Raw genomic sequence first — 26,425 nt, forward strand, 5'->3', positions numbered from 1 at the left:
TGTTATTAAAACTGATTTAAATGCTGTCTGTAATAAGCACTAAAGTTTTTAAATAAAGGTCAGATTGACTGACCTTAAAACAATATATAAATTAAATAATAGCTCTAATAAATACTTAGCGCTGCCAAAAACGTAAATTACGTAATGACTCTATAAATGCCTCGCCCGATACGGTAGCTAAATCAATCCAGCCATCATCAGCTTTGTCATCGAGCCCTGCGGCTTTAAATAATGGCTTAGCCTCACTTGTAAAGCCTATGTATTTCAGATGTGCATACGCATCACTTACAAAGTCTTTAGCTTCTGCAATAGCAGCTAATTTTTCGGCTCCATCTTCGGTGGTGAGTACAAGTACCGCATCGTATAAAACCGATGGACCACCATTAATAACCTGATCAGCTTTAAAGTGCTTACCTTTACTGCATTTAGCACCGCCAACTTGTGGGGCAATAATTTCAAAGTTTGCACCTTCACTTTTAAGTGCATTGGTAACCGATTCAAAGATGTCTGCATTAAAGCCATCACTTACTAAAATACCTAATTTACGGCCTTTGAAGGTGTTGGGCGCATTTTTCAAAATACTTAACGCATCAGATACAGGTAAGTCTTTACGTGTTGGCATAGCAGCTTCAGCTGGGTCTGGCATTTCTTGCAAGCCAAGTCCTTCGGCAACTTTATTTGCGAGGGTTTCGTCAATATTTAACAAGTGCGATACCAAACGTTCTCGTATTGGTAAATGCTCAACTTTAGACAGCTCAAACACGTACGCAGATTGAATATGCGCCTGCTCTACCTCTGTTTGACTTAAATAAAATTGACGGGCTTGACTGTAATGATCGCTGAATGTTTCTGAGCGATAACGCAGTTTATCACCGCCGCTTACTTCAGGCTCGCTTGAGCTTTTAAAGCCGTGTACTGGGCATTCGCGCGGGTTGTTTTCGTCGCCGCTCCATGAGTTTGGTTCGTAATTAACACGCCCTTTTGGATTATGCATTGCCATGTGCCCATCTTGCTGAAAATGCCTCATTGGGCACTTAGGCGCATTTACCGGAATTTGCGTAAAGTTAGGTCCACCAAGGCGTTTTGTTTGAGTATCAAGGTATGAAAAATTACGCCCTTGTAGTAATGGATCTGGGGTGAAATCGAGTCCCGGTACAATGTTTTGAGTACAAAATGCTACTTGCTCTGTTTCTGCAAAAAAGTTGTCTACAACACGGTCAAGCACCATACGGCCAACAATTTGCACTGGTACTTGCTCTTCAGGTATAAGCTTGGTGGCATCGAATACATCAAATTCAAATTCATCAGCAAATTGCTGATCAAACACCTGTACACCTAGCTCCCACTCAGGGAAGTCGCCGTTACCAATAGATTCCCACATATCTCTGCGATGAAAATCAGGGTCTGCGCCATTTAATTTAAGCGCCTCGTTCCACACAACTGATTGCATGCCGCCTTTTGGTTTCCAGTGAAACTTAACGTATTTTTCATCACCTTTGGCATTAATAAATTTAAAGGTATGAACGCCAAAACCTTCCATAAAGCGTAAAGAGCGCGGAATAGCTCTATCAGACATTGCCCACATAACCATGTGCATTGACTCAGGCGATAAGCTCACAAAATCCCAAAAGTTATCATGTGCTGTTTGCGCTTGCGGAAAACCACGATCTGGCTCGGCTTTAGCTGAATGAACTAAATCTGGAAACTTCATAGCATCTTGAATAAAGAATACCGGTATATTGTTACCCACTAAATCCCAGTTTCCTTCTTGAGTATAAAATTTCACCGCAAAACCACGTACATCACGTGCTAAATCTGGAGACCCTTTATTACCTGCAACTGTAGAGAAACGAGTAAATACTGGGGTTTTTTCACCTTTTCGCTGAAAAATATCTGCACAGGTTAAATCTTCAAGCGTGTCGTAAGTTTCAAAATATCCGTGTGCACCATAGCCTCTAGCGTGCACTACACGCTCAGGAATGCGTTCATGATCAAAGTGAAAGATCTTCTCGCGCATTATGTGATCTTCTAATAATCCTGGGCCACGCTTTCCTGCACGTAATGAGTTTTGATCGTCACTTACAGGGCAGCCCTGCGCGGTGGTCATGGTAGGGTGTTCATCCGACGCTTTTTGATGCAATTCACCGCCATGCCCTTTATTACCTGAGTATTTAAATGATTCAGCCATGTTTAGTCCTTCATACAGTTTGATTTAATGGGTCAATAGTTTTTATGAGCTTTAAAACTAAAAGCGACTATGCAAATGCAAAATAAAGACCAGCCATCTAACCTAGTAAAAAAGGACTGTACAGATAACAATGTAGTATTTGAGGTGGTTTATAAAAGAAAAAGTTACACAGGTATGTAACTTTTTCAGACAAAAAAAGAGCACTTAAAGTGCTCTTAGATTTAAATCATTTTAAATTTAGTTAATCTTTGCTTTCGTTAACTAAAATAACTTTACGATGTGGGAAAGGTATTTCAATATTATTTTCATCTAGTGCTTTTTTAATTAACTCTGGCACAGTGTAAAGAATATCGAAGTAATGCTCGCCCTTACAAAAAGGTCTTACTAAAAAGTCTACTGAGCTGTTGTTAAGTGTTTCTACTTCAACAAAAGGAGCTGGATCTTTTAGTATGTGTGGGTGCGCTGCAAGTACGGCATCTATAACTTTACGTACAGCCGTTGTATCTTCACCGTAAGCAACACCAAAATGCATATCCACACCACGAATTGGATGATGTGAATGGTTTATAATTTGCGCGCCCCAAATTTGACTATTTGGAATAATAACCTGTTGGTTATCGAATGTTTGTAAAATAGTAGTAAACATATCTACTTCTGTTACTTTACCAAAACGCCCTGCTGCCTCAATAAAGTCATTCACTTTATAAGGTCTGAAAACAAGCAACATAACGCCCGCTGCAAGGTTCGACATTGCACCTTGTAACGCCAAGCCTATAGCAAGCCCCGCAGCACCTAGCAAAGCAATAATAGAGGCTGTTTGTACACCAAAGCGATTTAATACAGCAATAATAACGAACGCTAATATGATGTAGCGAGCCATGCTGCCTAAAAAGCGAAAAAGCGTGTCATCAAGATGAGTGTATTTATGACACAAGCCAATAATTAAATTGCGTACTTTGCCTGCCAACCATAAGCCCGCAAGTAAAATTGCAATCGCCAGTAATATGTTGGTTGCCCACGTAATTGCAGCGGGTAAATATTGATTAATATCAATGTTGTTTATTATGTCTTCCATTGTTTTTCCTGTTTTAAAAACTTTTAACTGACTTCAATCCATACCAAGCGCAATAGTTTAACAAAAAATTAACTAAAGTACGACTATAGGAGTAATTTAAAACATAACGAAAGAGTATTTCCTCAAAACATGTCATCGCTCACGTAAATCTTTCAACACATAATTTTGCTTTAACCCTTGGTCTATAGCTTAAATAATTAAACTTTAACTAGTTCATAAATAAAGCTAATACCCGAGGTAAATCTCGGTTAACTCTTTTAATTTTCTAATTATTGCTGGCACTCATCTATAAATTTACCGATAATCTCACCTAAGCGCGCATATATTGGCGAGACAACACAATTGGATGAAATTAAAACAAAGGATTATTATGAAAAAGTACTCAATTTTACTTACAGCGGCAACACTTACTGTACTTGCTGGTTGTTCAACATCTGTTGCAGTAAGAGACTTTGAACAAAACCCTATTCCGCAAACATCAACAATTACCAACAGTGAAGCTGACGTAGAAAAAGGTATTCTAAAGGCATGTATTCAGCTTGGTTGGAAGTGTACGCCTATGAGTGAAGGTAAAATAAAAGGTGTACTGGATATTCGCACACACCAATTAACTGTCGATATTGCGTATGACAAAACGGTATACTCAATCAACTATAAAGACTCTATTAACTTAAACTACAACGGCAAAAAAATTCACCGCCAATATGTTAATTGGGTATCAAACCTAATACGCCATATAGATGCTGAAATGATTTAGCAGCGCGTTAACCTGCTTTACATATTATAAAAATCACTAAATATGAATAATAAAAGTGGAGAAGTTACCTATAGCTTCTCCATTTTTTAGTTGAGATTTAAACAGTAATAATCACTTCAAAAATATTAATAACTTTCAAACAGTTACAAGTCAAAAAGCACCAAACCTAACACTATTAGTAAAAGTACTCTCCCGTATTTTCACTCTTTAATGAATGAGTAATTTTTTACTTATCCCCCTTCGTAAAAACATATTTTATATCTTGCTATAACGCAGTTTCGCTCATATAGTCAGCAAATTATCACACCTTTATTTTGAACATCTTTGTTTATGAAATCTTCTGCTCCTGCTAGTGATTTTGGTACCTTATTAGGTTATGCACCTGGTAATGTTGCTGTGTATTCATCTGATTATGATACGGCTGACGAAAGCATTTATCCTAATCGTAGCGCCTATCGTAGTTACCTTGATGGCATTTATATGGGCTATAAATGGCAATGCGTTGAGTTTGCACGTCGATGGATGTATCTCAACCATAGCTATATTTTTGATGATATTGCTATGGCTTACGATATTTTTGAGCTGCGTTCAGTGCGCGATGTAAATAGCCAAAACAGATTGCCACTAAACGCGTTTAAAAATGGTGCAAAACATCATCCTCAAGTAGGTAGCTTACTTATATGGGAAGAAGGCGGCGAGTTTGAAGAAACAGGCCATGTTGCTGTCGTTGTTGAAGTGCATAAAGATAAAATACGTCTTGCTGAGCAAAATGTAGGACATCAAATATGGCCAACAAATCAAAACTGGTGCCGTGAACTAAAAGCAAAAGTAACTAAAGATGGCGACTATTGGATTGAGTGCTCTTACAGCGACGCCACTATTTTAGGCTGGATGACACAAACTGATGAAACAGAATATGCTGAGCCAACGTCTGAGCTAAACACTGATTTATTTATTATAGAAGCCCATAAAGCAGTAGATACAGGCCAAGCAAACAAGTCATGGTTAAATATTGCGAATGACGATGAAGCTGCCTACGTAGAAATGATGCAAGGCCATAAACTTACATCAGTAGCTGCGGATCAACATAATTACTTTGCGATATCTCAAACGGCGCAGCAAAGCATTGAGCATGCAACAAATGAGCTGCATGGCTTATTTATGCATGCAACCGACTATGTACTGCAGCACCCTGAGTTATTAAAAAAGTTTAATTTACCCGATGTTGTGATTAATAAAATTCGCCAATCGTGGGATAACCGCTTAAACCAATTAATTACCAGTCGGTTTGACTTTGCTTTAACAGCAGCAGGTTTAAAAGTTTACGAATACAATTGCGATTCGGCATCGTGTTATATGGAGAGCGGCAAAGTTCAGGGTAAATGGGCAAAACACTTTGGTGTTAAAACAGGTATAGATGCAGGCCAAAATTTATTTAAAGATCTCGTAAAAGCATGGCGTAAAAGTGAAGTAAAAGGTCTTGTTCATATTCTGCAAGATGATGAACCAGAAGAGCATTATCACGCATTATTTATGAAAGAAGCCATTGAAGCCGCGGGCTTTGAGTGTAAGTTAATAATTGGCTTAAGCACACTTCGCTGGAATGAATCAGGCAACATAGTCGATGCAGATGGCGCACAACTGAGTTACGTGTGGAAAACGTGGTCGTGGGAAACCGCACTTGATCAAATTCGTGAAGAATGTGAAGCCGACCAATCATTAGGTGATAACTTTGAACCACAATTCAAAATTGGTGAAACGCCACGCTTAGTCGATGTACTGCTGCGTAAAAACGTGATGGTATTTGAACCGCTGTGGACATTGATCCCAAGTAACAAGGCTATTTTACCAATACTGTGGAGTTTATTCCCTAATCATAAATATTTACTTAATACCGCGTTTGAGCTTAACGACGAGTTATTACAAACCGGTTATGTAGTTAAACCAATAGTAGGACGTTGTGGTGCTAATATTCAACTTGTTGATGAACAGCAGCAAGTTATAGAAAAAACAATGGGGCACTTTGCCGAGCAAGACCAAATATACCAACAACTATTTGCACTGCCTAAAGTAGATGACTACTTTGTACAAATATGTAGTTTTACAGCCGCCGGAAAATACTCTGGTGGTGGCGTACGTGTTGATAAAAGCATGATCATAAACGGCCATAGCGATTGTATGGCACTGCGTATTAAATAAATAATACTAAGCCCGCAATTTTGCTGCGGGCTTAAGTTTGTGTAGACCCCCTTCCCTCTTTTAAGTTTTATAGCTATCTCAAGCGAGTTACTCCTGATAGAGTAAATTTATTAAACACCACAAACTAAGGTATTTCATGGCGAATCAATTTAATGTACTTGGCACACGTTTAAAACTATGTTGCGGTAATGGTGGCTACACACGTGAAGGATTTTGTTATGTACCAGAATCAGATCTTGGCAATCACAGTGTGTGTGCAATTATGACTGACGAGTTTTTACAATTTTCAAAATCACAAGGTAACGACTTAATAAGCCCAAACCCTCTTTTCGATTTTGAAGGTTTAAAAGCCGGTGATAAATGGTGCTTGTGTGCAGTAAGATGGCTTCATGCTATTTCAGCAAACGTTGCGCCACCAGTGGTACTTGAAGCTACAAATAAAAAATCATTAGAAATAGTGCCGCTCGATGTTTTAAAAGCGCACGAATATATAGCCAAAGTTTAAATACACTTAAGCGTTATTAAATTAAAGTCTGCAGATTTTACAAATGTATGCAGGCTTTTCAAAAATTCAATCACCCCTCCAGCCTCTAAAATCTTAAATAAAAACATAACCTCATGTTTTTAAATCACTTTTAAAAAAGATCAACTTACGGCATAACAGTTGCTTCATTAAGTTTAAGTCATGCTCATAACGCAACATATTATATGAGCAACACATTACTTAATGTAGGAGAAATTATGAGTAACAATAACGAATCAAACAAAACGACTAAATTTACCGCGCCAGGTATGAGTGACGAATCAGCTCAAAAAACAATAGCTACGCTAGATAACCGCATGGTTGCATTGATAGATTTACAGCTTACTTTAAAGCATATTCACTGGAACGTAGTGGGACCTAACTTTATTGGCGTACACGAAATGATAGACCCACAAGTAGACATTGTGCGCGAAATGACAGATACAATTGCAGAGCGAATTGCGACTCTTGGTGGAGTGCCCGTTGGTACGCCTAAATCAATTGTAGATCGTCGTACATGGAACGAATACTCAGTAGGTAAAGGGTTAGTAACCGAGCATTTAGCCGCACTTGATAAAGTATACAACGGCGTTAATGGCGATCACCGCAAAGCAATTGAGACTCTTTCTGAATTAGATCCGGTGTCTGAAGATATGATCACCAGCCAACTAGCTGACCTAGAGCAATTTCAGTGGTTTATTAGAGCCCATTTAGAATCATCTACAGGCGAGTTAAAAAGCTAATACATTTAATCTAAGAAAGCCCAGCATTAATATGCTGGGCTTTTTTTTGCGTAAAAATCACTCTATTTATAATAATATATAGATATGTATCAGTAAGCTCTAATACAAAATTCATATAAAAACAATAGAAAATTGGTATTACCAAAACAAATAACCAAAATAAAATTGAATGATTTTATACTCCTTACTATTTCGCAAATTTATAAGCCATACCCAACCTTTAATGAACATCTCATTATTTTAACATCACTTAAAAAACAAACTAAATACGTATAAAAGTACGACATAAAATTTAAAAATAGTACTAAAAAATGTATTTAATAGTACAAATAATATAAAAAAACGCCTTTGGTAAACATACTTCAATAAAATTCACTCAAAATATAAAAAATAAAAATACACCATAAGCTATTAAATTTATTAAATATAAGCAAAATAAAAGAACACTTTGTAATACACCTTGTGAATTTTTGGTAAACAAAGGTTGTAATAAAAGCTGAATTGGACTAATTTCAACCATACCACCTGTATGACACACTACAGGGAAATAGCAGTTAAATTGGTTAACCAAACCAAGTAACAACACACACAATGACGTAAGTCGTACCCAAACGGGAGAGATACATGAAACTCAATCAAATTACTTCAACATTAATTAATAAACATAAAAGAAGTAGCTCTACAACAATCGGTGCAGCAGCCCTTTTACTAATGGCTTCTTCAAATATTGCAGCGCAAGAGGCTCCGGCAGCTTCAGAAACGGCAGCTACAGATATTGAAGTTATTGAAGTAAAAGGCATGCTAGGTAGTATGAAAGCCGCCGCTATGCTTAAGCGTACTGACGGACGTATTGTAGATGCGATTGTTGCTGAAGACATTGGTAAGTTACCTGATAATAATATTGCAGAAGCACTGCAACGTATTACTGGTGTATCTATTAATACCGATTTTGGTGTGGGTGACAGTGTTTCGATTCGTGGCTTACCTCAAAACCGTGTTGAATTAAACGGTCGCTCTACTATTGGCGACTCTCGTGACGGTATTAGCTTACAAGATTACCCATCAAGCTTCTTAAAAACAGTAGAAGTCGTTAAGTCTCCTACTGCCGATATGATTGAAGGTGCATTAGGCGGAACAGTTAGCTTAAAAACAGTTCGCCCATTAGAGTTAGATAAACTAACTGGTGCAGTTTCATTAGATGGTGAATATGCAGATAAAACAGAAAAAGTAGCACCTATTTTTAGTGGTTCACTTGGTAACAACTGGGACTTTGACGAAATGGGTACCTTTGGTGCCATTGCTATGTTTTCGTATCAAGATCGTGAAATTCGTCAAGATGAAACGTCTAGCCGTGTTAAACCTCAAGACATTGATATTAATGGCCAAGAAGGTAATACACCAAGTGGCAACGCTATCGTACGAGACGAGCACAGTGTTGAACAATATGTAGAACAACGTAAACGTACTGCTGTAAATTTATCACTTCAGTGGGCACCGCAATCTGGTAATGGCATGGTGTATCTTGATTTAAGTGGCACTAAACGCTCTGGTGAGCAAAGTGGTAACTCTATATTAGGTGTTGCGGGTTCGTTATCAACAGATGCAAATACAACTCAAGATGCTAACGGCGTAAATAATTACACGCTAACAAACGAATTTGGTATCCCTAAAACATACAGTGACTTTCGTGAAACTGACTCGTTTTCAAATGCACTTGGTGCAGAGTGGAACCTTACTGACAGTATAAAAATCTCTGGTGAAATTGCAGTAGCATCATCAGAAAGCGTAAGACCTGATTCTGAATTTACACTTCGCCCAATCGAAAAATCAACATTTGAAGCAAGTGGCGGAACTCAGCTAACAAATCATTTATATGATGGTGCATTTTCTCAAGACGGTAATAAATTACCAAGCATCATTCATTCAGATCCAAATGCATTTACTGACCCACAAAACTTAGCACTACGTACGTTTAAAAGTGAAGATAGAAGAACAGACAATGATGAAACAGCTATTCGTTTTGATGTTGAAATGTTTGAGCCACTCAGCAGCTTAAGCTGGGTGTCTAAAGTAAAAGCAGGTGTACGTGTTACTAACCGCGATTACGAATATGAGCAATACAAAGTAGAAATTAAAGACATTTACAAAAATGCATTTAACGACTCTGATGGTTCATTAGCTACTTTATGGGTTGATGACTACAACGCTGCTTTTTCAAATAGCTTCACAACAGTTAGCCACGACAACTCTTTTGACCAATTAGGTCATTCGGGACAAAATGACCTACTAACGTTTTTAAGCTACAACGGTTTATCTAACCCTGCAAATACTTACGCTCAACTTCAGCAGTTACTTGCAGGTACTAACCTAGCATCAACAGGGAGTCTTTCAGATAACCAAGAGTTCCAAGAAAGCGCATACCGCAACGTAGTTGAAGATACAGCTGCTGTGTACATATCAGCGTACTTAGACTTTGATAACATCACTGCGATTGTGGGTGGTCGTTATGTAACTACAGATTTAGAATCAAGCGTATTTCTTAATGGCGAAAAAGTAACTGGCGACAATGACTACAGCGACTTTTTACCAAGCTTAAACGTTACGTATAACTACTCAGACGAAACATTATTCCGCTTTGCTGCTGCAAAAGTTATGCGCCGCGCTGACTTTAGTGAGCTAAGCCCTGCATTTGACGTTAATAATGACATTACAGGTGCAACGCAAGGCTCTATTGATTTAGAACCATACCGTGCAACGCAATACGACTTATCTGTAGAGCATTACTTTGATGAAGGTAACGTACTATCTTTCGCAGTATTTTATAAAGATGTTGAGTCTTTCTTAAGTAACGAAAGTAGCTGTGTAGCTGCATCAAGCACTTCAACAGGTCAAAACGTAACTCAGTGGAACCAAGTATGTCAGCTTGACGTTGCAGGTGTATCTCAAGACAACCTAGTTTACTCAGATGCGACTGACTACCCTGTAGATATAGATGGCTTTAACCATGTTGCAGGCTTGCGTGACGCAGGACTAACGGGTATTGATACAGTTAAAAATGTAAACGGTGAAAACGGCTCAGTACAAGGTTTTGAAGTTGGTTACCAACAGTTCTTCACAAGCTTACCTGGTGCATTTTCTGGCTTAGGTGTTAATGCAAACTACACGTATGCAGACAGCGAACAACCAAACGGCAACCCATTATTAGATATTTCTAAAAATACGTACAACTTACAAGTATTTTGGGAATACGAAGGGTTCTCTACTCGTATCGCTTATAACTACCGTGACAGTTTCTTAGATACAGAAAACGAGAAACGCGTAGAAAATATTAACTCAGACGGCAGCATTTCAGCAGAAGGCACTGTTTACGGTAATAACTACCGTGACGACAGAGGCCAGTTAGATTTCTCTGCAAGCTGGGATATTAACGAAAACATTACGCTAGTAGGTAATGCGACCAACTTAACGGGTGAGCCTTCAATCTACCTATCTGAACTAGGTGGTGCTTGGAAGTACACTGAAGCGGATCGCCGTTACAGCTTTGGTATTCGCGCTAAATTTTAATTTTCCCTGGAAACTAAAGCCTGCTTTTATGCAGGCTTTTTTACGTCTATAAAAAAGTGGCTTTATATTACGTAAAAAACACTCCCACCTAGCTATACTTATTTGAATATTAAATTTACTATCAAAACGTTGTAACTATTAGCAAGGATACTGAAGTGCTGTCGCGTTTATATAATTTTATGCCGGGTTTAGATACATTGCTGCACTACGAGCGACAATGGTTTGCTGATGATGTAAGAGCGGCGCTATCGGTAGCTGCAGTAGCTTTACCTGTTGCCATTGCTTACGCACAACTAACCGGTGTTAACGCCGCTGTAGGATTATATTCTTGCATACTGCCAATGATGCTATATGCTCTTTTTGGCACTTCTAAACAATTAATAGTAGGCCCTGATGCCGCCACCTGCGCCGTTATTGCAGCAGTAGTAACACCTCTTGCTGCAGGTGACAGCTTTAAGCATTGGCAACTTGTTGTCACCATGACCGCTATGACCGGCTTTTGGTGTTTTATAGCCAGTAAATTTAAGTTAGGTGTATTAGCCGACTTTTTATCTAAACCTATTTTAATGGGCTTACTAAACGGCGTAGCTATCACTATTATTGTTGGTCAATTTTCTAAAGTATTCGGTTTTACCTTTGATGAGCGCTACTTACTTGAACGCCTAGGTGGTGTACCCACATATCTAGCGCAAACACATGTTCCCACCTTACTAATGGCTTTGTTTACACTGGCGGTTTACTTTGCCATGAAGCGCATAAGACCCACGTGGCCTGCATCTATGTTTGCCATTGCTTTTGGTGCGCTTTTGGTATGGATTTTTGAATTAAAACAACTTGATATAAAAACTATTGGCACCGTAACTGGCGGGCTTCCCGTTTTTAATACCCCTGTTTTTGATTTAGGGATTATTCGTGAGCTAGTGGTACCCGCACTTAACTTAGCCATCGTGAGCTTTGTTAGTATGATGCTAACTGCCCGCAGCTTTGCAGCTAAAAATGGCTACGACATAAACGCCGATAAAGAATTTAGAGCGTTAGGTATTGCCAATATTGCGTCGGCTCTTTCGCAAGGGTTTGCAGTCAGTGGCGCCGACTCACGCACCGCTGTTAACGATGCAACAGGTGGTAAAACGCAGTTAGTATCAATAATAGCAGCGGCCATTATTGCGCTCATAGCCGTGTTTTTAACAGCCCCACTTGAATTTATTCCAAGCGCAGCGCTAGGTGTTGTACTTATTATTGCCTCTGTTCATTTACTCGATTTAAAAGCGGTTTGGCAATTAAAACGAAAAGATAAACAGGCATTTTATCTCGCCTCAGCCACCTTACTTGCGGTGTTATTTATTGGCGTTATACCAGGGATCACACTTGCTGTATTACTGGGGTTATTTCAATTTATTCGCACTGTAATGCGCCCAACCGACAATATACTCGGCGTAGATGTTAACGGTGTAGTAAGAAGTTTAGACGCCACAGATAAAGCAAAATCGGTGCAAGGCGTGTTTATCTATCGCTTTAATTCACCTTTAACTTACTTTAATGCCAGCTACTTTAAACGCAGATTACTTGAGCAATACGCAAGACAAAAAGACGACACTCAATGTGTAATAATTGACGCTGTACCCTGCTTTACTCACTTAGATTTAAGTGTAATGGCCATGCTTGCCGATCTAGATGTTATATTTAAAAAGCGCGATATAAGGCTTGAACTTGCAGGTAGAAAACGCCAACTACTTTCGTGGTTTGAAATTGCAGGAATGAAGTCGGGAAAAGAAGGTATATATATTCACTCAGACCTATACATCGCCCTAAAAAGAAATAGCGTAAGCCAGCACACAGAGGAAGTTAATTTATTCGTGGCAGATGAAAATAAAGAGGTGCTAACACAGCCATGAAATACTAAACAGCAGATCAGCTAGCTGATCTGCTGTTTAGAATTAAGTACTTTTTATACTTTAGGGTAATTTGAAGGGAAAAACGCTTTTTTAGCGTCTTCATCAAACTCTTTTTTAAAGGCTACATCAGTACCAATTACGCGTGCACGTGCAACCGCTGGGCGGCTATCAATGCTTTCAAACCAACGCTTAAGATTTGGATACGGTGCTAAGCCCTCTTCACCTAATACAACCGGTGCTTTATCAATCCAGCCCCATGCAGATACATCAGCAATGGTATACGTATCACCCACAATAAAGTCACGACCTTCAAGGTGAGTATCAAGTACTTCGTAATGGCGCTGCGCTTCACGTAAATAGCGATTAACCGCGTAATCAAGCCCTTCTGGCGCCATGTGTCTAAAGTGTACACTTTGCCCTGAATACGGACCTAAACCAGATGCGATAAACATTAACCATGACAGCATTTCAGCGCGGTCATCGCCCTTGCCTTCTAGCTTTCCATATTTTTCAGAAAGGTACATTAAAATAGCATTCGAATCGAACACACGAGTTTCACCATCAACAATTGCTGGCGCCTTAGCGTTTGGATTAATTGCTTTAAATTCAGGTGTATGTTGCTCACCTTTTAAAGTATCAAGAGGAACAAGTTCAAACGGTAAGCCTGTTTCTTCTAAAAAGAGTGCAACCTTCATTGGGTTAGGAGTATGGTGAAAATAAAATTTAATCATGTAAAGTTCCTCAATAATTGAGACATGATTAAAGCACAACTTGAGCGGGTGTTCAAATTAAGTTTTAACTAAGTAAAATATACAGTTAAAACGTGATTTAATTGTAAGCATTTCGTGATGCTTCATTAGTGAATATCACTTATGCCAAGGAAAATATCAGCCTTTTCGAGCCATCACATGCTTTTAGAAATTTATGATTCACAAGGTTGCAGAATTTGCCCACCAGCAGAGCTGCTGAGTTTCAAAATTTACAGATGATGTAAAACTATAGACTGGTTTAATCCCTATTAATTCCGATGTTAATTACTGAGAGTGTTCAGTATGGAAAGATCCTTTTTACTTTCGCTGGTTTTATAAAAAACACTTCAAAAAAATAATAAGAGAGTAACAAAATACAGAATCTATTTATTAACCTGATTTACATGTTAAAGTTGTCATTATCACTAAATTACTCTTATAGTGAATCTATATAAATATTGAGCAATACTATGATAAAAGCACAAATACCAGTAGACGAAGAATCTAGATTAAAAGCCCTGTATGAGTATGAAATATTAGATACTGAAGCCGAAAAAGTATTTGATGATTTAACTCAACTTGCTTCTGATATTTGTGAAGCCCCCATATCACTTATAAGCTTAGTTGATCCACAAAGGCAGTGGTTTAAATCAAAGTATGGTATCGATGTAGACTCCACCGAAAGAGATATCGCATTTTGCTCTCATACAATACTGCAAGACCAAGTATTTGAAATACAAAACGCTCTACTTGATGAACGTTTTTATGATAACCCTCTAGTAACCAGCGATCCAAACATTCGGTTTTATGCGGGCACACCGCTAGTTACACCTAGTGGCAGCACAATTGGTACATTATGTGTTATCAGCGACCAGCCAAAAAAGCTAACTCAAACACAAATTAACGCACTGAAAATACTTGGCAAAGAAGTTATCGCACAACTTGAGCTCAGGTTAAACAACAGAAAGCTGGCCACTGCATTAAAACAACAACAAATACATAATAAAAATCTTGAAGAACTAAAAAAAGAAGCTGATACAGCTAACACTCTAAAAGGTCGATTTTTAGCAAATATGTCGCACGAGCTAAGAACTCCGCTGCATGGCATTTTAAATTTAGCTGAGTTTGGACTGGCAGAGACTTCAAATATAGAAAAAGATAACGCCTTAAAAAGTATTTTAAGCTCCGCGAATATACTCTCAAATATTGTAAATGACATTTTAGACTTTTCAAAAATTGAAGCGGGTAAATTAAATATTGAGAATATTAACTTTAACCTGAGCGAAGTCATTAACAATGTAATTAATCCACTAATGAAACAAGCCACAGATAAAGGAATAAAATTTATTCCATCTATAGATAAAAATATCGCTACAACCTTAAAAGGCGATCCTGTCAGAATTTCACAAATTTTAAATAACTTATGCTCAAATGCGATTAAATTTACACAACAAGGCCAGGTAGAGTTTAAAGTCACTGTAAAAGAGAACTCCTTAAACACGCAAAATATTGTATTTGAAATAATCGATACAGGTATTGGTATTAGTAAAGCTGCACAGCAAAATTTATTTAAAGAGTTTCATCAGGCTGATTCATCTACATCTAGAAAGTACGGGGGCACGGGCCTTGGCCTCTCCATTTGCACCAAGCTAAGTAGTTTAATGAATGGCAAAATCAACTTCACGAGTAAAGAAGATAAAGGTTCTGTATTTACTTACCAACAAAGCTTTGAAACATCAGAACTCGATGGATTATTAAAACCAAATAAAGAAATAACCGATTTACAAGGGTGTACTATTTTGGTTGCCGAAGACAATAAAGTAAATCAAGTTGTCGTAAGTAAAATGCTACAAGCCCATAATGCGAAAGTAATATTTACCGAAAATGGCAAAGATTGCGTTGATTACTTTTTTGCCAACCATGTTGATTTGATTTTTATGGACATTCAAATGCCAGTGATGGATGGAGTGCAAGCCACTAAAATAATTAGAGCGCAACAAACAGGTAAAACAACGCCAATTATTGCCATGACAGCCAACACCATGAAACAAGATATTGAACACTATTTAGATATTGGTATGGATGGCTATTTAACGAAGCCATTTAATAAAGAGCATTTAAATAGCTTGCTCAATGTCTATAATCCAAAAAACTCAAATCTCAAAAATTTAGCAGTTAAAGTTAGTAACCCAAACATTACGAGTGAACGTAAGCTAAAACAGATATGCAATGAGCTAAAAAAGTTAATTCCAAATGCCGACAGAGTCAGTCTCTGGTTATTTAATCACGACTATACTGCCATTAATAGCTTAATTTGCCTTGATGAAAAAAATGAAATAGTAAGTAATGCAGTTTTAAAAGCTGAAGACTTTCCTGCATACTTTGACTATATTTTAGATCATAAAGTATTAGACGCATCAGATGCGAGAAACCACGAAATCACTAAAAACTTCACCAAAGTTTATTTTGAACCATCAAACATTTACTCCTTGCTTGATTACATCTACTTTATTGATAACAAGCCACTAGGTGTTATTTGTTGTGAAAGTGTTGGCTCAAAAATTTCATGGAGCCATGCAGATAAACTGTCACTTATTAAAGTAGCTGATGTAACAACCTTGTTTTTATCCAAACAGTTAAAATCATAGTAGCTACTTAATATATATAAAATGGGAGGAGTGCCTAATTACTTAAACTATTTAACTAAGTGGCATATGCCACCAAGGTTATGCGCGTTTATTGATTTAACAAAAAATTTGAATGTATATGGGTAACTAAAGCGAAGCGTTGAGTTTACTTTTTAGCTGTGCAATATTAACTGGCTATAAACTAAAAATAATACTTATAAATTAAAGTAAATAACCGCTTAAATGAAGCACAGGGATCGCTAAGCCTATCTACAGGTTTGGTATAAAAACTAAAAGGATGAATATGATTAAGCCATTTTACGCTAGCTGTTTGTTAGCCTTCTCGCTATTAACACCCAACCTTGTAAAAGCAAACCCGACGGCCTCGCAGTATCAGGAAATTCTTAACGATAACCTTGCTGAAAACGAGCCTGGAGTATCGGTAATTATAAGTAAAAATGGCAAAGTACTTTTTAAAGGAGTGCGCGGTCTTGCCAACCTTGAACATAACATTGCACTTAATGAGCAAAGCGTTTTGCGTTTAGGTTCTATTTCAAAACAATTTACTGCAGCTGCAATTATGATGCTGCAAGAGCAAGGTAAGCTAGCGGTTACCGATGATATTCATAAGTATGTTGCAAACTTCCCAACAGAGGGCAACCTCGTCACAATCGAAAACTTATTAACCCACACCTCAGGCATCGCCAACTACACAGATGACGACGACTTATTCGATAAAGAAATACAAGTACCCACCAGCGTTGACGATGCACTAGCGCGATTTGCCAAACACCCAATGGTGTTTAAACCCGGCGAAGCCATGGCTTATTCAAATACCGGTTATTCACTGCTTGGTAAAATAATTGAAGTAGCAAGTGGCCTGTCTTACAAAGACTTTATTGAACAACACATATTTAAAAAGCTAAAAATGAACCAGAGTAGTTATGAAGGGCAAGAAATTGTTGCCCATCGCGCATCTGGCTATGAGCAAACAGAGCAAGGATTTATCAACACCAGCTACATTAATATGGATTGGCCATATGCCGCAGGTGCGCTTATATCTACTCCAACTGACTTAAACATTTGGTTTAGTGCGTTATCGTCTGGCAAGCTTATTAGTAAAGCAAGTTATGAGAAGATGGTCAGCCCTTTTGAACTAAACGACGGCAGCGTTTCATCCTATGGTTACGGATTAATTATTAAGCCTTTGAATGAATACACCGTAATTAAACACACTGGCGGAATAAATGGCTTTTTAGCACATGCACGCTATATTCCAAAACAAAAGCTATATGTTGCAGTACTGGCTAATTCAAACCACATAAATCCTATTTTTATCAACGAAAAACTCACAGCCAGAACTCTAGGTATTACACTCCCCGAGTTTAAAAAAGCAGAGGTAACAGAGCAGCAATTAGCGCCCGTATTGGGTGATTATCGTATTGATGAAAACACCTTACGCAGCCTAATTTTTGAAAATGACGTTTTGTATTCAAAGCGCACTGGTGGCGATAAAACAAAACTTATTACGATGTCTAAAAATAGCTTTTACTACCCTAATTCAAACAATTACTTAGTAATAGAAAAAAACAGCCAAGGCCAATTGGTAATGAAGTATTTTAGTGGATTATCAACAACGCCTACTGAGGCGATTAAGATTTAGCTTTATAAGCCTCCCAAAAAGACAATGCCCGCAGCTTTCGCTACTTATAAGCTCGGGTATTTTTATTTTGAATCCTTGTTAACGCAACAATACATTATAAAATTAGTATGGGATGTGTGAAAGGTAATAAGTATGTTACTTTTTATATGCTAATTTTATACTTAACCTCTTTAAAATAATTTATAAACCGAAAATAAGGAATAAGCATGCTTTTTCATCCTCACGGTAAATCCTATATTTTCGCCCCTTTGCTCATTATTTTGCTATCTGCCTGTACTTCAAACCCAGCTTTAATGCCCACACCCAATTTATATGTAAGTACGCCTTATTCAGAAGCCCAAGTACCTAAAAACCTACATACAACAAGTATGGAATTGCTCTATGTTACAGACCGAGCAATTTCTGAAAAAGAGGGGGTTATGTATAACGCAAGTCGCTCGCCATCAATTGCGTACGGTGTAGCAAAAATAAATTTTGGCGATAAGTCGTTGCAGTGGAGTGAGCTATTAGAGCAAAGTAGTCTTAAAAATCGCTTTGCAAATTTGACTTACGTAATGGAAAAAGCGGATGAATTAGGTCGCTTCCCTTTATCGCCTTATAAATTTAGACGCGTAAAAAACAAACTCCAAATTGACGAAGATATTTTAGAACGCAAAAATTTTCACGAAACCCAGTTAAACAAAAACATTAATCAGCGTTTAAAAAACAGTAATAACAAAGACGTTATTTTGTTTGTGCATGGCTTTAATAATACCTTTAACGAATCGGTATTTACCCTTGCCGGTATATGGCATTTTTTGAATCGACAAGGCGTACCTATTGTTTACTCTTGGCCTGCCGCCGCCACGGGATTAACCGGCTATTTTGAAGATAAAGAGTCTGGTCAATTTACTATTTTTCATTTAAAAGAAACCTTACGACTCCTTTTCAAAAATCCTGAAATAGAAAACATTCATATTATTGCGCATAGCCGTGGCACCGATGTAGTAACCACAACACTTAGAGAGCTTATAATTGAGAACAGAGCCAGTGGCGGAAATCCCCGCGAAGACCTGCGTATCGAAAACTTAATTTTAGCAGCCCCTGATCTCGATTTTGGTATTATTAAACAAAGACTAATGGCAGAGCAATTTGGACCTGCATTTGGACAAATTACCATTTACACCTCTCAAGAAGATAGCGCATTGGGTATTTCACAGTGGCTAACAAACAGCTTGAGCTTTGGTCGGCTAAACACCAAAGATGTAAACATAAACGAGCAAGACATATTCACCTCTGTAGGTAACGTAAGCCTAATTAAAGTACCTAAATCCGGCAGCCTAATAGGCCATGACTACTTTCATAGTGATCCGGCAGTCAGCTCAGATCTTATTAATTTGATATTACATAAAGCATCGCCAGGCTCTAAAAAACGACCTCTACAAAAGCTCGAAAACAATTTTTGGTCGCTCGATTCAAATTACCTAATTAAGAACAAATAGTAATTAGCACACAAAAAATAACGCTTACTGCTGACTCGATAACCACTCTTTTGGCGCTTGCCCTGTTTTTTTTCTAAATACACGGGCAAGTGCAGAGCCATTTTCGTACCCAACCTGATTAGCCACTAAATCCATATTTTGATTTTTTAAAATAAGCTTTTTAGCAACCGATAAACGCCAATCAGCCAAATAGTCAGCCGGTGTTTGCTCAATTACTCGCTTAAAGGTATCGGCAAATTTAGAGCGCGACATACCACACTCCTCAGCCATAGCGCTGAGCGACCAGTTTTGCTCTGGGGTTTGATGTATTTTTATTAATACCTTAGCCAACTGAGGATGCGCAAGCCCTGCCATCATCCCGGTTTTAATGGCGCCCTCTTTCAATACCTTACGCAGCACACTAATTAAAAATACATCGCATAAGCGATCTATAATTAAATCCTTACCACTGGCGTCTTTAAATGCCTCTTCAAAAATCCAAAAAGCGCTCTGCTCTAATAATCCATTACCCGTTAATTCGTAATTTAAGCAAAAAGGCAGCGCCTGCAATAAAGGGCTATGCCCTCCACTTTGATAGCTAATTTGTGCACACACTAAATCAGCACCGTCACCCTTATCCGAAAATAAACAGTGTCCTGTAGAGTGAGGAAAAAAAATAACCGAAGGCGTAGATAAAACTACTTCAAAACCACTATTACTGCGCACTTTTAACGTACCTGAGCGTAATAAATGTAAATGCCCAACACCTTGATCGTCACTAAAGTCACTCGTACCGCACATATTCCCACTAAAAAACACATTGGCATTAAGTGAAAAATGACTCAGTACACTCGAAAGTACGTCCATAAGCGCCCCTTTGGATTATTGGTATGAAAATATAGACTAATAGACGCATATTAACCAAGTAATAACGATAAAGTACAGTTGAGTTTTAAACAAACAAACCTATTTAATTTTTCTTTGGAGATACACATGAAATTTTCAACACTCACTAAATCAGCTTTTTTTGCAGCATCAGTCCTTGCAAGTTCACTAAGCTTTGCAGCAGACATAGACGCAAATGCCGACGTTAACGACATTGCAATTAGTGGTTACGATACCGTTGCTTACTTTACCCAAAACAAAGCGGTAACAGGCAGTTCTGAGTATACTGCAACGCATAAAAATGCCATTTATAAGTTCAGCTCAGCTAAGCATCGCGACTTATTTAGAGCTAACCCAGAAAAGTACGCACCACAATTTGGTGGCTTTTGTGCGTTTGGTGTATCAATGGAGAAAAAGTTTGACGTAGATCCAGAGGCTTTCAAAATTGTTGAAAACAAACTTTATTTAAATCTTGATAAATCGGTTCAAAAACAATGGCTAAAAGACGTACCAGGCTTTATTACTTCAGCCGATTCAAACTGGTTTGACATAAAAGACAAAACAGCAAAAGAGCTTTAATAAAACCAATTTAAAGTTAATTTTTGAGGTTGCTTCGGTTTATAACCGTTCACCCTCAAAATGCCATTTAAATTAATAAAATTTTAGGTTTAAGCTCTTAATTTAACTAATATTACTTTGATTTATTAAGCATCGCTTTTAAATCGGCAAATGGAGAATGCGTCGCAGCCTCAACTTTGCGATCTGTAGTCGACCCGCCATACATAATATGCTCGTGGTATTTATTATGCTCATTGTCGTGGCAATAAATACACAGTAACTCCCAGTTACTTCCGTCTTCAGGATTATTACTGTGGTTATGATCGACATGGTGCACCGTTAACTCACGTAAATTTGAGTATTCAAACTCACGAGCACAACGCCCGCATACCCAAGGGTATAATCTTAAGGCTTTTATTCTATAACCTTCTTCTTGCTTAACATAAGCCTGAGGTACATCGTTATTCTTACTCATAATATTCCAGTTAAATTTGTTATTTCTATGCTTAACAAGTAAATAGCCAATATGTTAAAGCAAATATAAAAGTAAAAAGTTCGTAAGGGATCTAACTTAAGCTACGTTTCGTATAAATCAGGTCTAATTATAAAGTTGAGCAACATGGAAAATATATTCCAAACAAGTCGGTTTTTGGTCGTAATCGTCGTTATTACCGCTGCAATATCATCATTACTCGTTTATGTTTCATGCATTAATATTGTAGCTAATATAGTAATAACAACGCTATTTGACCTGCCTGATTCAGCTAAAGCCGGTAAAGCCCTAATAGTTGAACTACTGAAAATTCTTGATTTGCTACTAATCGGAATTACCTTACAAGTTATTGCTATTAGCTTGTACCGACTATTTATAACACCATCTAAGCCTGAGGAAAGTAAATTTCTTGCTGCTTTTAATATTAAAGACTTTCATGATTTAAAAATAACTCTGGTACAAGTAACTTCGGTTGTACTGGTAATACTATTTTTAGAGCACGCAGTTGAGTTCGGCGGCACAATAGAAACACTCTACTTAGGTATTGCCATTGCGATCGTTATTGCAGCATCTACATTTGCATGGCGCTCAATGAAAGACTAACTAAGCACTCATTACTATTAAGTAATTACATGCAGGTGTAATTACTTATCCCTAAAATTCTGCAAAAACTTAAGTGAGAGCCCCTGCACTCAATATTAAAAAAACTTAATTACTGACAAGTCACCAAAAGAAGTATCTATATGCCTACCTGTTTGCTCCCACGCACGTAGTACTACCATGAGTTTTTTGTTACTTGAAGTCCAAGAAATACCACCGCCGTATGCCGCTACTTTTTCACCGCCCGAATCTTTTAACCCCAGCCCAGGGTCTGTATTTCGAATATTTCCCTTACCTACTTTGTATTCAGCAAATACGTGAACATTATGCGGTAACGAAAATGATAAAAGCGAGCCAATACTCGCCCCGTACGAATTAGAAATTAACTTAGTGACCTGTGGTGCAGACGAATTTAAAAAATCAGCCTGAAACACAATATTATCTTTATTCTCAAGAGATACATGCTTGAAAGACCACGCGCCAACAACACTTAACGACAAGTCAAATTTGCTGCTTAGCTTTGGTCTATTAAGAAAAAAATGCTCAAACAAAGACTCTTTATTATTGAAGGTATAAAAGTTGTGTTGGCCAGATAGCTCAAACTTGGTTGAACGTGTATTTTTCGAGAAAATTTGATCCGTTTGATTGCCGCTTAAATTGCTAGCCGTGCTTTGCAGCCCTTCAAGCGTTTGATAGTTAAAAGTGATTTTAGAATTTTTAAATTTTCTATACGAAAGCAGTATATCTTGTGTTTTTGTTTCAACATCATCTTCAAAAATATCGGCAGAGTAGCCAATTTCAATGTCGTTAATATCAAAAAACACACCCACACGCTGGTTATTTATGGGCTCTAACGAAAACAGTGTTTTTTGATTACTCCCAGCCAAGTCATCATATATTAACGCGTGGCTAGTGTTAGGGTTTGAAATAGTGGTTCGTACCGACTTTAAGTCAAAGTCGAAAGCCAATACAGCACCAGATTGAAATGCCGCTAAAACAGCAAAGCTCACAATAACCAAGTAATTGCGATTCATTAAAAACACTCAAAAATTAATTTGTATTAGAGTAGCGTTTTTTTTACCTTAAATTATCACAAAAGGTTAACAATTGATGAAAACTTTAAATAATGCGCTTTATGCCATTTTTTGAGGTGCTTTCAAGGTCAAACTCACTTACATGCTTAATTAGCTCCGGGAAGAACGCTAAAAACACGGCTTCTAATTCATCGTAATTCCGTGCTATGTCATCAGCCGCGCCCGTAAAAGTGTTGGTAAAGCGAATACGCTTGGCAATATTATCAAGTGCTAGCCCTATTCCATCTATGGTTTCGTATTCTTTAAACCAATCGTTTTTAGTCATGCTTGTTACAACATGCTGCATACGCGTTGGCATAACAGGTATGCGATTATTTAAAAGCTGATAGCTGGTGTACTTAAAGTCACTTAAAGGTTGCTTGCTAAATCGCTGCCAATGCACAATTAAAAAATGATCAAACACCACATCAATAGCTACACCAGCAAAGCGCTTACGCTCGGGTGAAAAGTACTGTTTAGCGTGTTTTACTACTGGGTGAGAGTCGGTAAATTTATCGACTAAATAGTGGTTATCGAGCCCGTTTTTAACCGTATTTGGTAAGTGTTCTACATGCCTTTTACCACCAAAGTCGCCCAACAAGTTCCCAAAGTGAGAATCGGCTGTAGGCTGTGCTAAATAAAGGTGAGCTAAATAATTCAAAGTGTTCTCGGGCTTAGTATTAATACAGTTAAAATAATAACTTAATTGTAAGCGCTACTTAAAGTTAGATTTTATGCCTAATCAAAAAAATAGCATAAAAAAGGTGAAACTAAGTTTCACCTTTCATATTAATTTTGAAACTAATTAGCTAGCATTACGCTGTAGAAACGTTACTTGCGCCTGCATTGTTAAGTATTTCTTCAATAGCGTTTTTGTTGTCACTATCGTACTTAATACCAATTAATATAGAGCCTTTTTCAATGGCATCTTCATAATACTTAATTTCGTGCTCGGGGATAAACGCACCAACTGCAGCACCTAAAGTACCACCAACTGCAGCGCCTGCGCCACCAGCAGCAAATGCAGCGACTAATGGACCGGCAACTAATAAGCCCGTACCACCTGTTGCTACAGTCCCTACGGCAGTAAATCCGCCAATAATTGCAGCAAGAATACCACCTGAAGCCGCGCCTATAATGCCGCCCTCGGCAGCTTTAGTACCTTCGTCTACAGCAAAATCTTCCTTTGCGTATGAGTCGTTGGCTACAATACTAATATCAGCTTCATTAATACCTAAAGCTTCTAATCTATAAATTGCGAGTGTTGCTTGTGATGCACTTTCGAATAACCCAGTAATAACGGTACTCATAATAACTCCTTTATTTATTTAAGAAAATACACTTACTACCAAGCAAAACTCAAACCAAGTAAATTATCATTTAAAATCAATAATATAAAACAAAACTCCGTACTAACACTCTTATTATTAGAGTAAAAATTGCTAAATTTTGTAAAAAACTCCTATCTACATAAACAAAATTCCTTGCGAAATAAAGAGAGGTTTTTATCACTCTATTGTTTATGGTTATTACCGTGCTTACCAATAAAATTAAAAACACCAACAGAGCATTATTTTTCATGCGATTTGAAGGTTAAAACAAAGACGCTTATCCTCTTCAATTCCCCTACCCAGTTACAATTGTGTTTTATTAATTCAGTAAAGAGTCAGTCTAATTTTGTTATCACTGTGGTTCATTTTTCGGTGCGCATGAATCGTAAAATACTGTGCTAAATCTTCTTTTTATATTGCCCTGCTATCAGCAGATATAGGCCACCCATGGATTACGAAAACAACTTCTTAAGTCAATCACAACAAGCTCCACTGCAACAAGCGATGGTCAATACCAAGCTTTTAAACAGCACTTCAATAAATACTAACAACATGCCAACACCTGAACAGCAAGCTTATGGTGTTATTGCTGTCGCGCTTTACCGCTTTAATTTACAAAAAATAAAATGGTCATTATTTTTAAAAACAGCAATAAAATTAACTACTAATGTTTGCCAATGGCTGGCCACCGAACTCACAAGATGCCAGCAAGAATACAAAGCCCAACCTAATGACGCTGTAATAATTGAGCAAAACGCTCTTTTGAATGGTATTTTTAGCGAAGAACTCGCCTATATCGGTGCCTTACTAGGAACTGAAGCACAAGCTTAATAAACCTCCTAAGCGTGAGTAAAATAACCTTTCAGTTAAACGCTCTTACTTTTGTCGTAATCTCACTCAAAGCTCTACGCTTAAATTTGTAAAACTTTGAGTGAGTTTTTTATATAACTGTGCTTATTACCCAGGCGTATATCGGTACGTAAATTGCTGTTATTAATATTCTTACTTAAAGAGTTATACATAAATAACGCTGCCGTTATTTATAAAAAGGAGAACATTATGAGTAATAAACAACTAATTACGACTATCGGTATAGGTCTCGCCGCTGCATCTGCAGGTATGTTAACAAGGAAAACTTTACAAAAAATCGTGGGAAAAGGTTACCAACGAACCAGCCCCAAAAGATAGACCAAGCGAAGAAACCGATCTTAAAGAGGCCGTTACATGGGCAGTAGTCTCAGGTATTGGTGCGGGTGTTGCAAGAATGGCCGTACGTTATGTACTAGACAAGCGCCGATCCAAATAAACCGACCCGATTGATACCTCTTATAAGTATTAATCGTAATGCGGTGAGGCTCTAAGGGCGGCTTGCGGCAACCAATCCCCAGTTGTCGCAAGCAACTTTGCTAAAGCCTTGATTAAGGTTACTTAACTATTGAGCTAAAAAACATATTAATATCCAAACCGGGGTTCTGTGGTTAAATTTAAAATGTCGGATGGCACGGCTGCGCCGCTTTTCCAACCTACGTAGGTTGGAAAAGCCAAAGGCGCCTTCCAACAGGGCCTCCTAGATTTTAAGCAGATACACTCTATTAAACATTAACTCTCTTTCAAAGTTGTTGCCTGCCTACAAGCTTGCGTATAATGCCCGCATTCCGGCTGCATTTTTTAGCCGCTAACTTGGATTTTAATAATGAAAAAACTCTCTGCAGTGCAAATAAAACAGCAAGCACTTGTACTTAATACTGCTGAAAAATTAGAAGAACAAGGTCGCGCTGAGCTCCCAGGCATGCTGCAATGCTGGTTTGATGTGGAATACCACTTATTTCCAAGTACACTACTGCTGTGCTTTCAGTTTGAAAACGAGCAAGCCTTAGCGGCCGCAGAACCAGATTTATTAAAATGGCAAAAGCGTTTAAGCGGCGCAATGCTTAAAAAAGGCGTTATTTTAAAAGATATGCGTAAACATTTAGTGTTTACCTTAAAAGGACCTGACGATTAATAGAGGGTTTTAAAGGGGTATAGAGCCTTATGCTCGTATT

The 26,425-nt window shown here is 37.9% G+C and carries 21 protein-coding genes and 1 pseudogene; 14 read left to right on the forward strand and 8 right to left on the reverse strand.

Annotation, left to right across the window (positions count from 1 at the left end):
• Positions 1-115: 115 nt before the first annotated feature.
• Together I6E70_RS00430 and I6E70_RS00435 are read right to left on the reverse strand one after the other, a co-directional pair.
• Complete coding sequence (locus I6E70_RS00430) at positions 116-2,188, reverse strand: catalase (protein WP_197187791.1); 2,073 nt, start codon at positions 2,186-2,188, stop codon at positions 116-118.
• Between the two features lie 241 nt (positions 2,189-2,429).
• Entirely contained in the window at positions 2,430-3,263 is an 834-nt protein-coding gene (locus I6E70_RS00435) for a mechanosensitive ion channel family protein (protein WP_010553100.1), read from the reverse strand.
• A 370-nt stretch (positions 3,264-3,633) separates the two neighbouring features.
• Between I6E70_RS00435 and I6E70_RS00440 the strand changes: the two genes are divergently transcribed.
• From I6E70_RS00440 to I6E70_RS00465, 6 genes are all read left to right on the forward strand, one after another.
• Positions 3,634-4,020, forward strand: coding sequence for a hypothetical protein (locus tag I6E70_RS00440; protein ID WP_197187792.1), 387 nt, complete (start codon positions 3,634-3,636; stop codon positions 4,018-4,020).
• Between the two features lie 330 nt (positions 4,021-4,350).
• Positions 4,351-6,219, forward strand: a complete 1,869-nt coding sequence (gss, locus tag I6E70_RS00445; RefSeq protein WP_197187793.1) for a bifunctional glutathionylspermidine amidase/synthase — start codon at positions 4,351-4,353, stop codon at positions 6,217-6,219.
• 136 nt (positions 6,220-6,355) lie between these two features.
• Entirely contained in the window at positions 6,356-6,724 is a 369-nt protein-coding gene (locus tag I6E70_RS00450; protein ID WP_197187794.1) for a DUF2237 family protein, read from the forward strand.
• A gap of 236 nt (positions 6,725-6,960) precedes the next feature.
• Positions 6,961-7,485: a DNA starvation/stationary phase protection protein Dps gene (gene dps / locus I6E70_RS00455; RefSeq protein ID WP_010553097.1), complete on the forward strand. Its 525-nt coding sequence runs from the start codon at positions 6,961-6,963 to the stop codon at positions 7,483-7,485.
• 624 nt (positions 7,486-8,109) lie between these two features.
• Complete coding sequence (locus I6E70_RS00460) at positions 8,110-11,049, forward strand: TonB-dependent receptor (RefSeq protein ID WP_197187795.1); 2,940 nt, start codon at positions 8,110-8,112, stop codon at positions 11,047-11,049.
• 155 nt (positions 11,050-11,204) lie between these two features.
• Positions 11,205-12,944 carry a SulP family inorganic anion transporter gene (locus I6E70_RS00465; protein ID WP_197187796.1) on the forward strand — a complete coding sequence of 580 codons (1,740 nt, stop codon included), beginning with the start codon at positions 11,205-11,207 and terminating at the stop codon, positions 12,942-12,944.
• Positions 12,945-12,997: 53 nt separating this feature from the next.
• Here I6E70_RS00465 and I6E70_RS00470 read toward each other — a convergent pair whose 3' ends face one another.
• Positions 12,998-13,675, reverse strand: coding sequence for a glutathione S-transferase family protein (locus I6E70_RS00470; protein WP_007581448.1), 678 nt, complete (start codon positions 13,673-13,675; stop codon positions 12,998-13,000).
• 488 nt (positions 13,676-14,163) lie between these two features.
• On the opposite strand from I6E70_RS00470, the gene I6E70_RS00475 reads away from it, so the two are divergent.
• The 3 genes from I6E70_RS00475 to I6E70_RS00485 all read left to right on the forward strand — a co-directional run bounded on the left by I6E70_RS00475 (position 14,164) and on the right by I6E70_RS00485 (position 19,464).
• Positions 14,164-16,341 carry a GAF domain-containing hybrid sensor histidine kinase/response regulator gene (locus tag I6E70_RS00475; protein WP_197187797.1) on the forward strand — a complete coding sequence of 726 codons (2,178 nt, stop codon included), beginning with the start codon at positions 14,164-14,166 and terminating at the stop codon, positions 16,339-16,341.
• A gap of 283 nt (positions 16,342-16,624) precedes the next feature.
• Positions 16,625-17,983 carry a serine hydrolase domain-containing protein gene (locus I6E70_RS00480; protein WP_197187798.1) on the forward strand — a complete coding sequence of 453 codons (1,359 nt, stop codon included), beginning with the start codon at positions 16,625-16,627 and terminating at the stop codon, positions 17,981-17,983.
• Between the two features lie 206 nt (positions 17,984-18,189).
• The gene (locus I6E70_RS00485) at positions 18,190-19,464 is read left to right on the forward strand and encodes an alpha/beta hydrolase (RefSeq protein WP_197187799.1); all 1,275 of its coding nucleotides are present in this window, start codon (positions 18,190-18,192) and stop codon (positions 19,462-19,464) included.
• A gap of 24 nt (positions 19,465-19,488) precedes the next feature.
• On the opposite strand, the gene I6E70_RS00490 is transcribed toward I6E70_RS00485, so the two are convergent.
• The gene (locus I6E70_RS00490) at positions 19,489-20,310 is read right to left on the reverse strand and encodes an AraC family transcriptional regulator (RefSeq protein WP_197187800.1); all 822 of its coding nucleotides are present in this window, start codon (positions 20,308-20,310) and stop codon (positions 19,489-19,491) included.
• A gap of 126 nt (positions 20,311-20,436) precedes the next feature.
• Between I6E70_RS00490 and I6E70_RS00495 the strand changes: the two genes are divergently transcribed.
• Entirely contained in the window at positions 20,437-20,907 is a 471-nt protein-coding gene (locus I6E70_RS00495) for a YHS domain-containing (seleno)protein (RefSeq protein ID WP_008165251.1), read from the forward strand.
• A gap of 112 nt (positions 20,908-21,019) precedes the next feature.
• On the opposite strand, the gene I6E70_RS00500 is transcribed toward I6E70_RS00495, so the two are convergent.
• Positions 21,020-21,361: a YajD family HNH nuclease gene (locus I6E70_RS00500; RefSeq protein ID WP_007581433.1), complete on the reverse strand. Its 342-nt coding sequence runs from the start codon at positions 21,359-21,361 to the stop codon at positions 21,020-21,022.
• A 144-nt stretch (positions 21,362-21,505) separates the two neighbouring features.
• On the opposite strand from I6E70_RS00500, the gene I6E70_RS00505 reads away from it, so the two are divergent.
• Positions 21,506-21,982 (forward strand): YqhA family protein, encoded by a 477-nt coding sequence (locus I6E70_RS00505; RefSeq protein WP_197187801.1) that lies wholly within the window; start codon positions 21,506-21,508, stop codon positions 21,980-21,982.
• A gap of 95 nt (positions 21,983-22,077) precedes the next feature.
• Here the strand turns inward: I6E70_RS00505 and I6E70_RS00510 are convergent, their stop codons facing one another.
• From I6E70_RS00510 to I6E70_RS00520, 3 genes are all read right to left on the reverse strand, one after another.
• Positions 22,078-23,013 (reverse strand): hypothetical protein, encoded by a 936-nt coding sequence (locus tag I6E70_RS00510; RefSeq protein WP_121955130.1) that lies wholly within the window; start codon positions 23,011-23,013, stop codon positions 22,078-22,080.
• Positions 23,014-23,098: 85 nt separating this feature from the next.
• A complete protein-coding gene (locus I6E70_RS00515; protein WP_197187802.1) occupies positions 23,099-23,713 on the reverse strand; it encodes an acyl carrier protein phosphodiesterase in 615 nt (204 codons plus the stop codon).
• Positions 23,714-23,867: 154 nt separating this feature from the next.
• Positions 23,868-24,362: a hypothetical protein gene (locus I6E70_RS00520; protein ID WP_007378461.1), complete on the reverse strand. Its 495-nt coding sequence runs from the start codon at positions 24,360-24,362 to the stop codon at positions 23,868-23,870.
• Between the two features lie 468 nt (positions 24,363-24,830).
• Between I6E70_RS00520 and I6E70_RS00525 the strand changes: the two genes are divergently transcribed.
• The 3 genes and pseudogenes from I6E70_RS00525 (at position 24,831) to I6E70_RS00535 (ending at position 26,385) form a co-directional block, all read left to right on the forward strand.
• Positions 24,831-25,214, forward strand: a complete 384-nt coding sequence (locus I6E70_RS00525; RefSeq protein ID WP_197187803.1) for a hypothetical protein — start codon at positions 24,831-24,833, stop codon at positions 25,212-25,214.
• Between the two features lie 228 nt (positions 25,215-25,442).
• A pseudogene (locus tag I6E70_RS00530) lies at positions 25,443-25,689 on the forward strand (DUF4235 domain-containing protein).
• A gap of 387 nt (positions 25,690-26,076) precedes the next feature.
• The gene (locus I6E70_RS00535; RefSeq protein ID WP_007579961.1) at positions 26,077-26,385 is read left to right on the forward strand and encodes a hypothetical protein; all 309 of its coding nucleotides are present in this window, start codon (positions 26,077-26,079) and stop codon (positions 26,383-26,385) included.
• Positions 26,386-26,425 lie beyond the last annotated feature (40 nt).

The organism is Pseudoalteromonas sp. NGC95, assembly GCF_015864705.1.
Lineage (GTDB): Bacteria > Pseudomonadota > Gammaproteobacteria > Enterobacterales > Alteromonadaceae > Pseudoalteromonas > Pseudoalteromonas arctica.

What these genes read in the sequence shown, in the direction of transcription:
- I6E70_RS00430 (WP_197187791.1), bottom strand. Translation starts at nt 2,188, where the DNA reads ATGGCTGAATCATTTAAATACTCAGGTAATAAAGGGCATGGCGGTGAA.
- I6E70_RS00435 (WP_010553100.1), bottom strand. Translation starts at nt 3,263, where the DNA reads ATGGAAGACATAATAAACAACATTGATATTAATCAATATTTACCCGCT.
- I6E70_RS00440 (WP_197187792.1), top strand. Translation starts at nt 3,634, where the DNA reads ATGAAAAAGTACTCAATTTTACTTACAGCGGCAACACTTACTGTACTT.
- gss (WP_197187793.1), top strand. Translation starts at nt 4,351, where the DNA reads ATGAAATCTTCTGCTCCTGCTAGTGATTTTGGTACCTTATTAGGTTAT.
- I6E70_RS00450 (WP_197187794.1), top strand. Translation starts at nt 6,356, where the DNA reads ATGGCGAATCAATTTAATGTACTTGGCACACGTTTAAAACTATGTTGC.
- dps (WP_010553097.1), top strand. Translation starts at nt 6,961, where the DNA reads ATGAGTAACAATAACGAATCAAACAAAACGACTAAATTTACCGCGCCA.
- I6E70_RS00460 (WP_197187795.1), top strand. Translation starts at nt 8,110, where the DNA reads ATGAAACTCAATCAAATTACTTCAACATTAATTAATAAACATAAAAGA.
- I6E70_RS00470 (WP_007581448.1), bottom strand. Translation starts at nt 13,675, where the DNA reads ATGATTAAATTTTATTTTCACCATACTCCTAACCCAATGAAGGTTGCA.
- I6E70_RS00475 (WP_197187797.1), top strand. Translation starts at nt 14,164, where the DNA reads ATGATAAAAGCACAAATACCAGTAGACGAAGAATCTAGATTAAAAGCC.
- I6E70_RS00480 (WP_197187798.1), top strand. Translation starts at nt 16,625, where the DNA reads ATGATTAAGCCATTTTACGCTAGCTGTTTGTTAGCCTTCTCGCTATTA.
- I6E70_RS00485 (WP_197187799.1), top strand. Translation starts at nt 18,190, where the DNA reads ATGCTTTTTCATCCTCACGGTAAATCCTATATTTTCGCCCCTTTGCTC.
- I6E70_RS00490 (WP_197187800.1), bottom strand. Translation starts at nt 20,310, where the DNA reads ATGGACGTACTTTCGAGTGTACTGAGTCATTTTTCACTTAATGCCAAT.
- I6E70_RS00495 (WP_008165251.1), top strand. Translation starts at nt 20,437, where the DNA reads ATGAAATTTTCAACACTCACTAAATCAGCTTTTTTTGCAGCATCAGTC.
- I6E70_RS00500 (WP_007581433.1), bottom strand. Translation starts at nt 21,361, where the DNA reads ATGAGTAAGAATAACGATGTACCTCAGGCTTATGTTAAGCAAGAAGAA.
- I6E70_RS00505 (WP_197187801.1), top strand. Translation starts at nt 21,506, where the DNA reads ATGGAAAATATATTCCAAACAAGTCGGTTTTTGGTCGTAATCGTCGTT.
- I6E70_RS00510 (WP_121955130.1), bottom strand. Translation starts at nt 23,013, where the DNA reads ATGAATCGCAATTACTTGGTTATTGTGAGCTTTGCTGTTTTAGCGGCA.
- I6E70_RS00520 (WP_007378461.1), bottom strand. Translation starts at nt 24,362, where the DNA reads ATGAGTACCGTTATTACTGGGTTATTCGAAAGTGCATCACAAGCAACA.
- I6E70_RS00525 (WP_197187803.1), top strand. Translation starts at nt 24,831, where the DNA reads ATGGATTACGAAAACAACTTCTTAAGTCAATCACAACAAGCTCCACTG.
- I6E70_RS00535 (WP_007579961.1), top strand. Translation starts at nt 26,077, where the DNA reads ATGAAAAAACTCTCTGCAGTGCAAATAAAACAGCAAGCACTTGTACTT.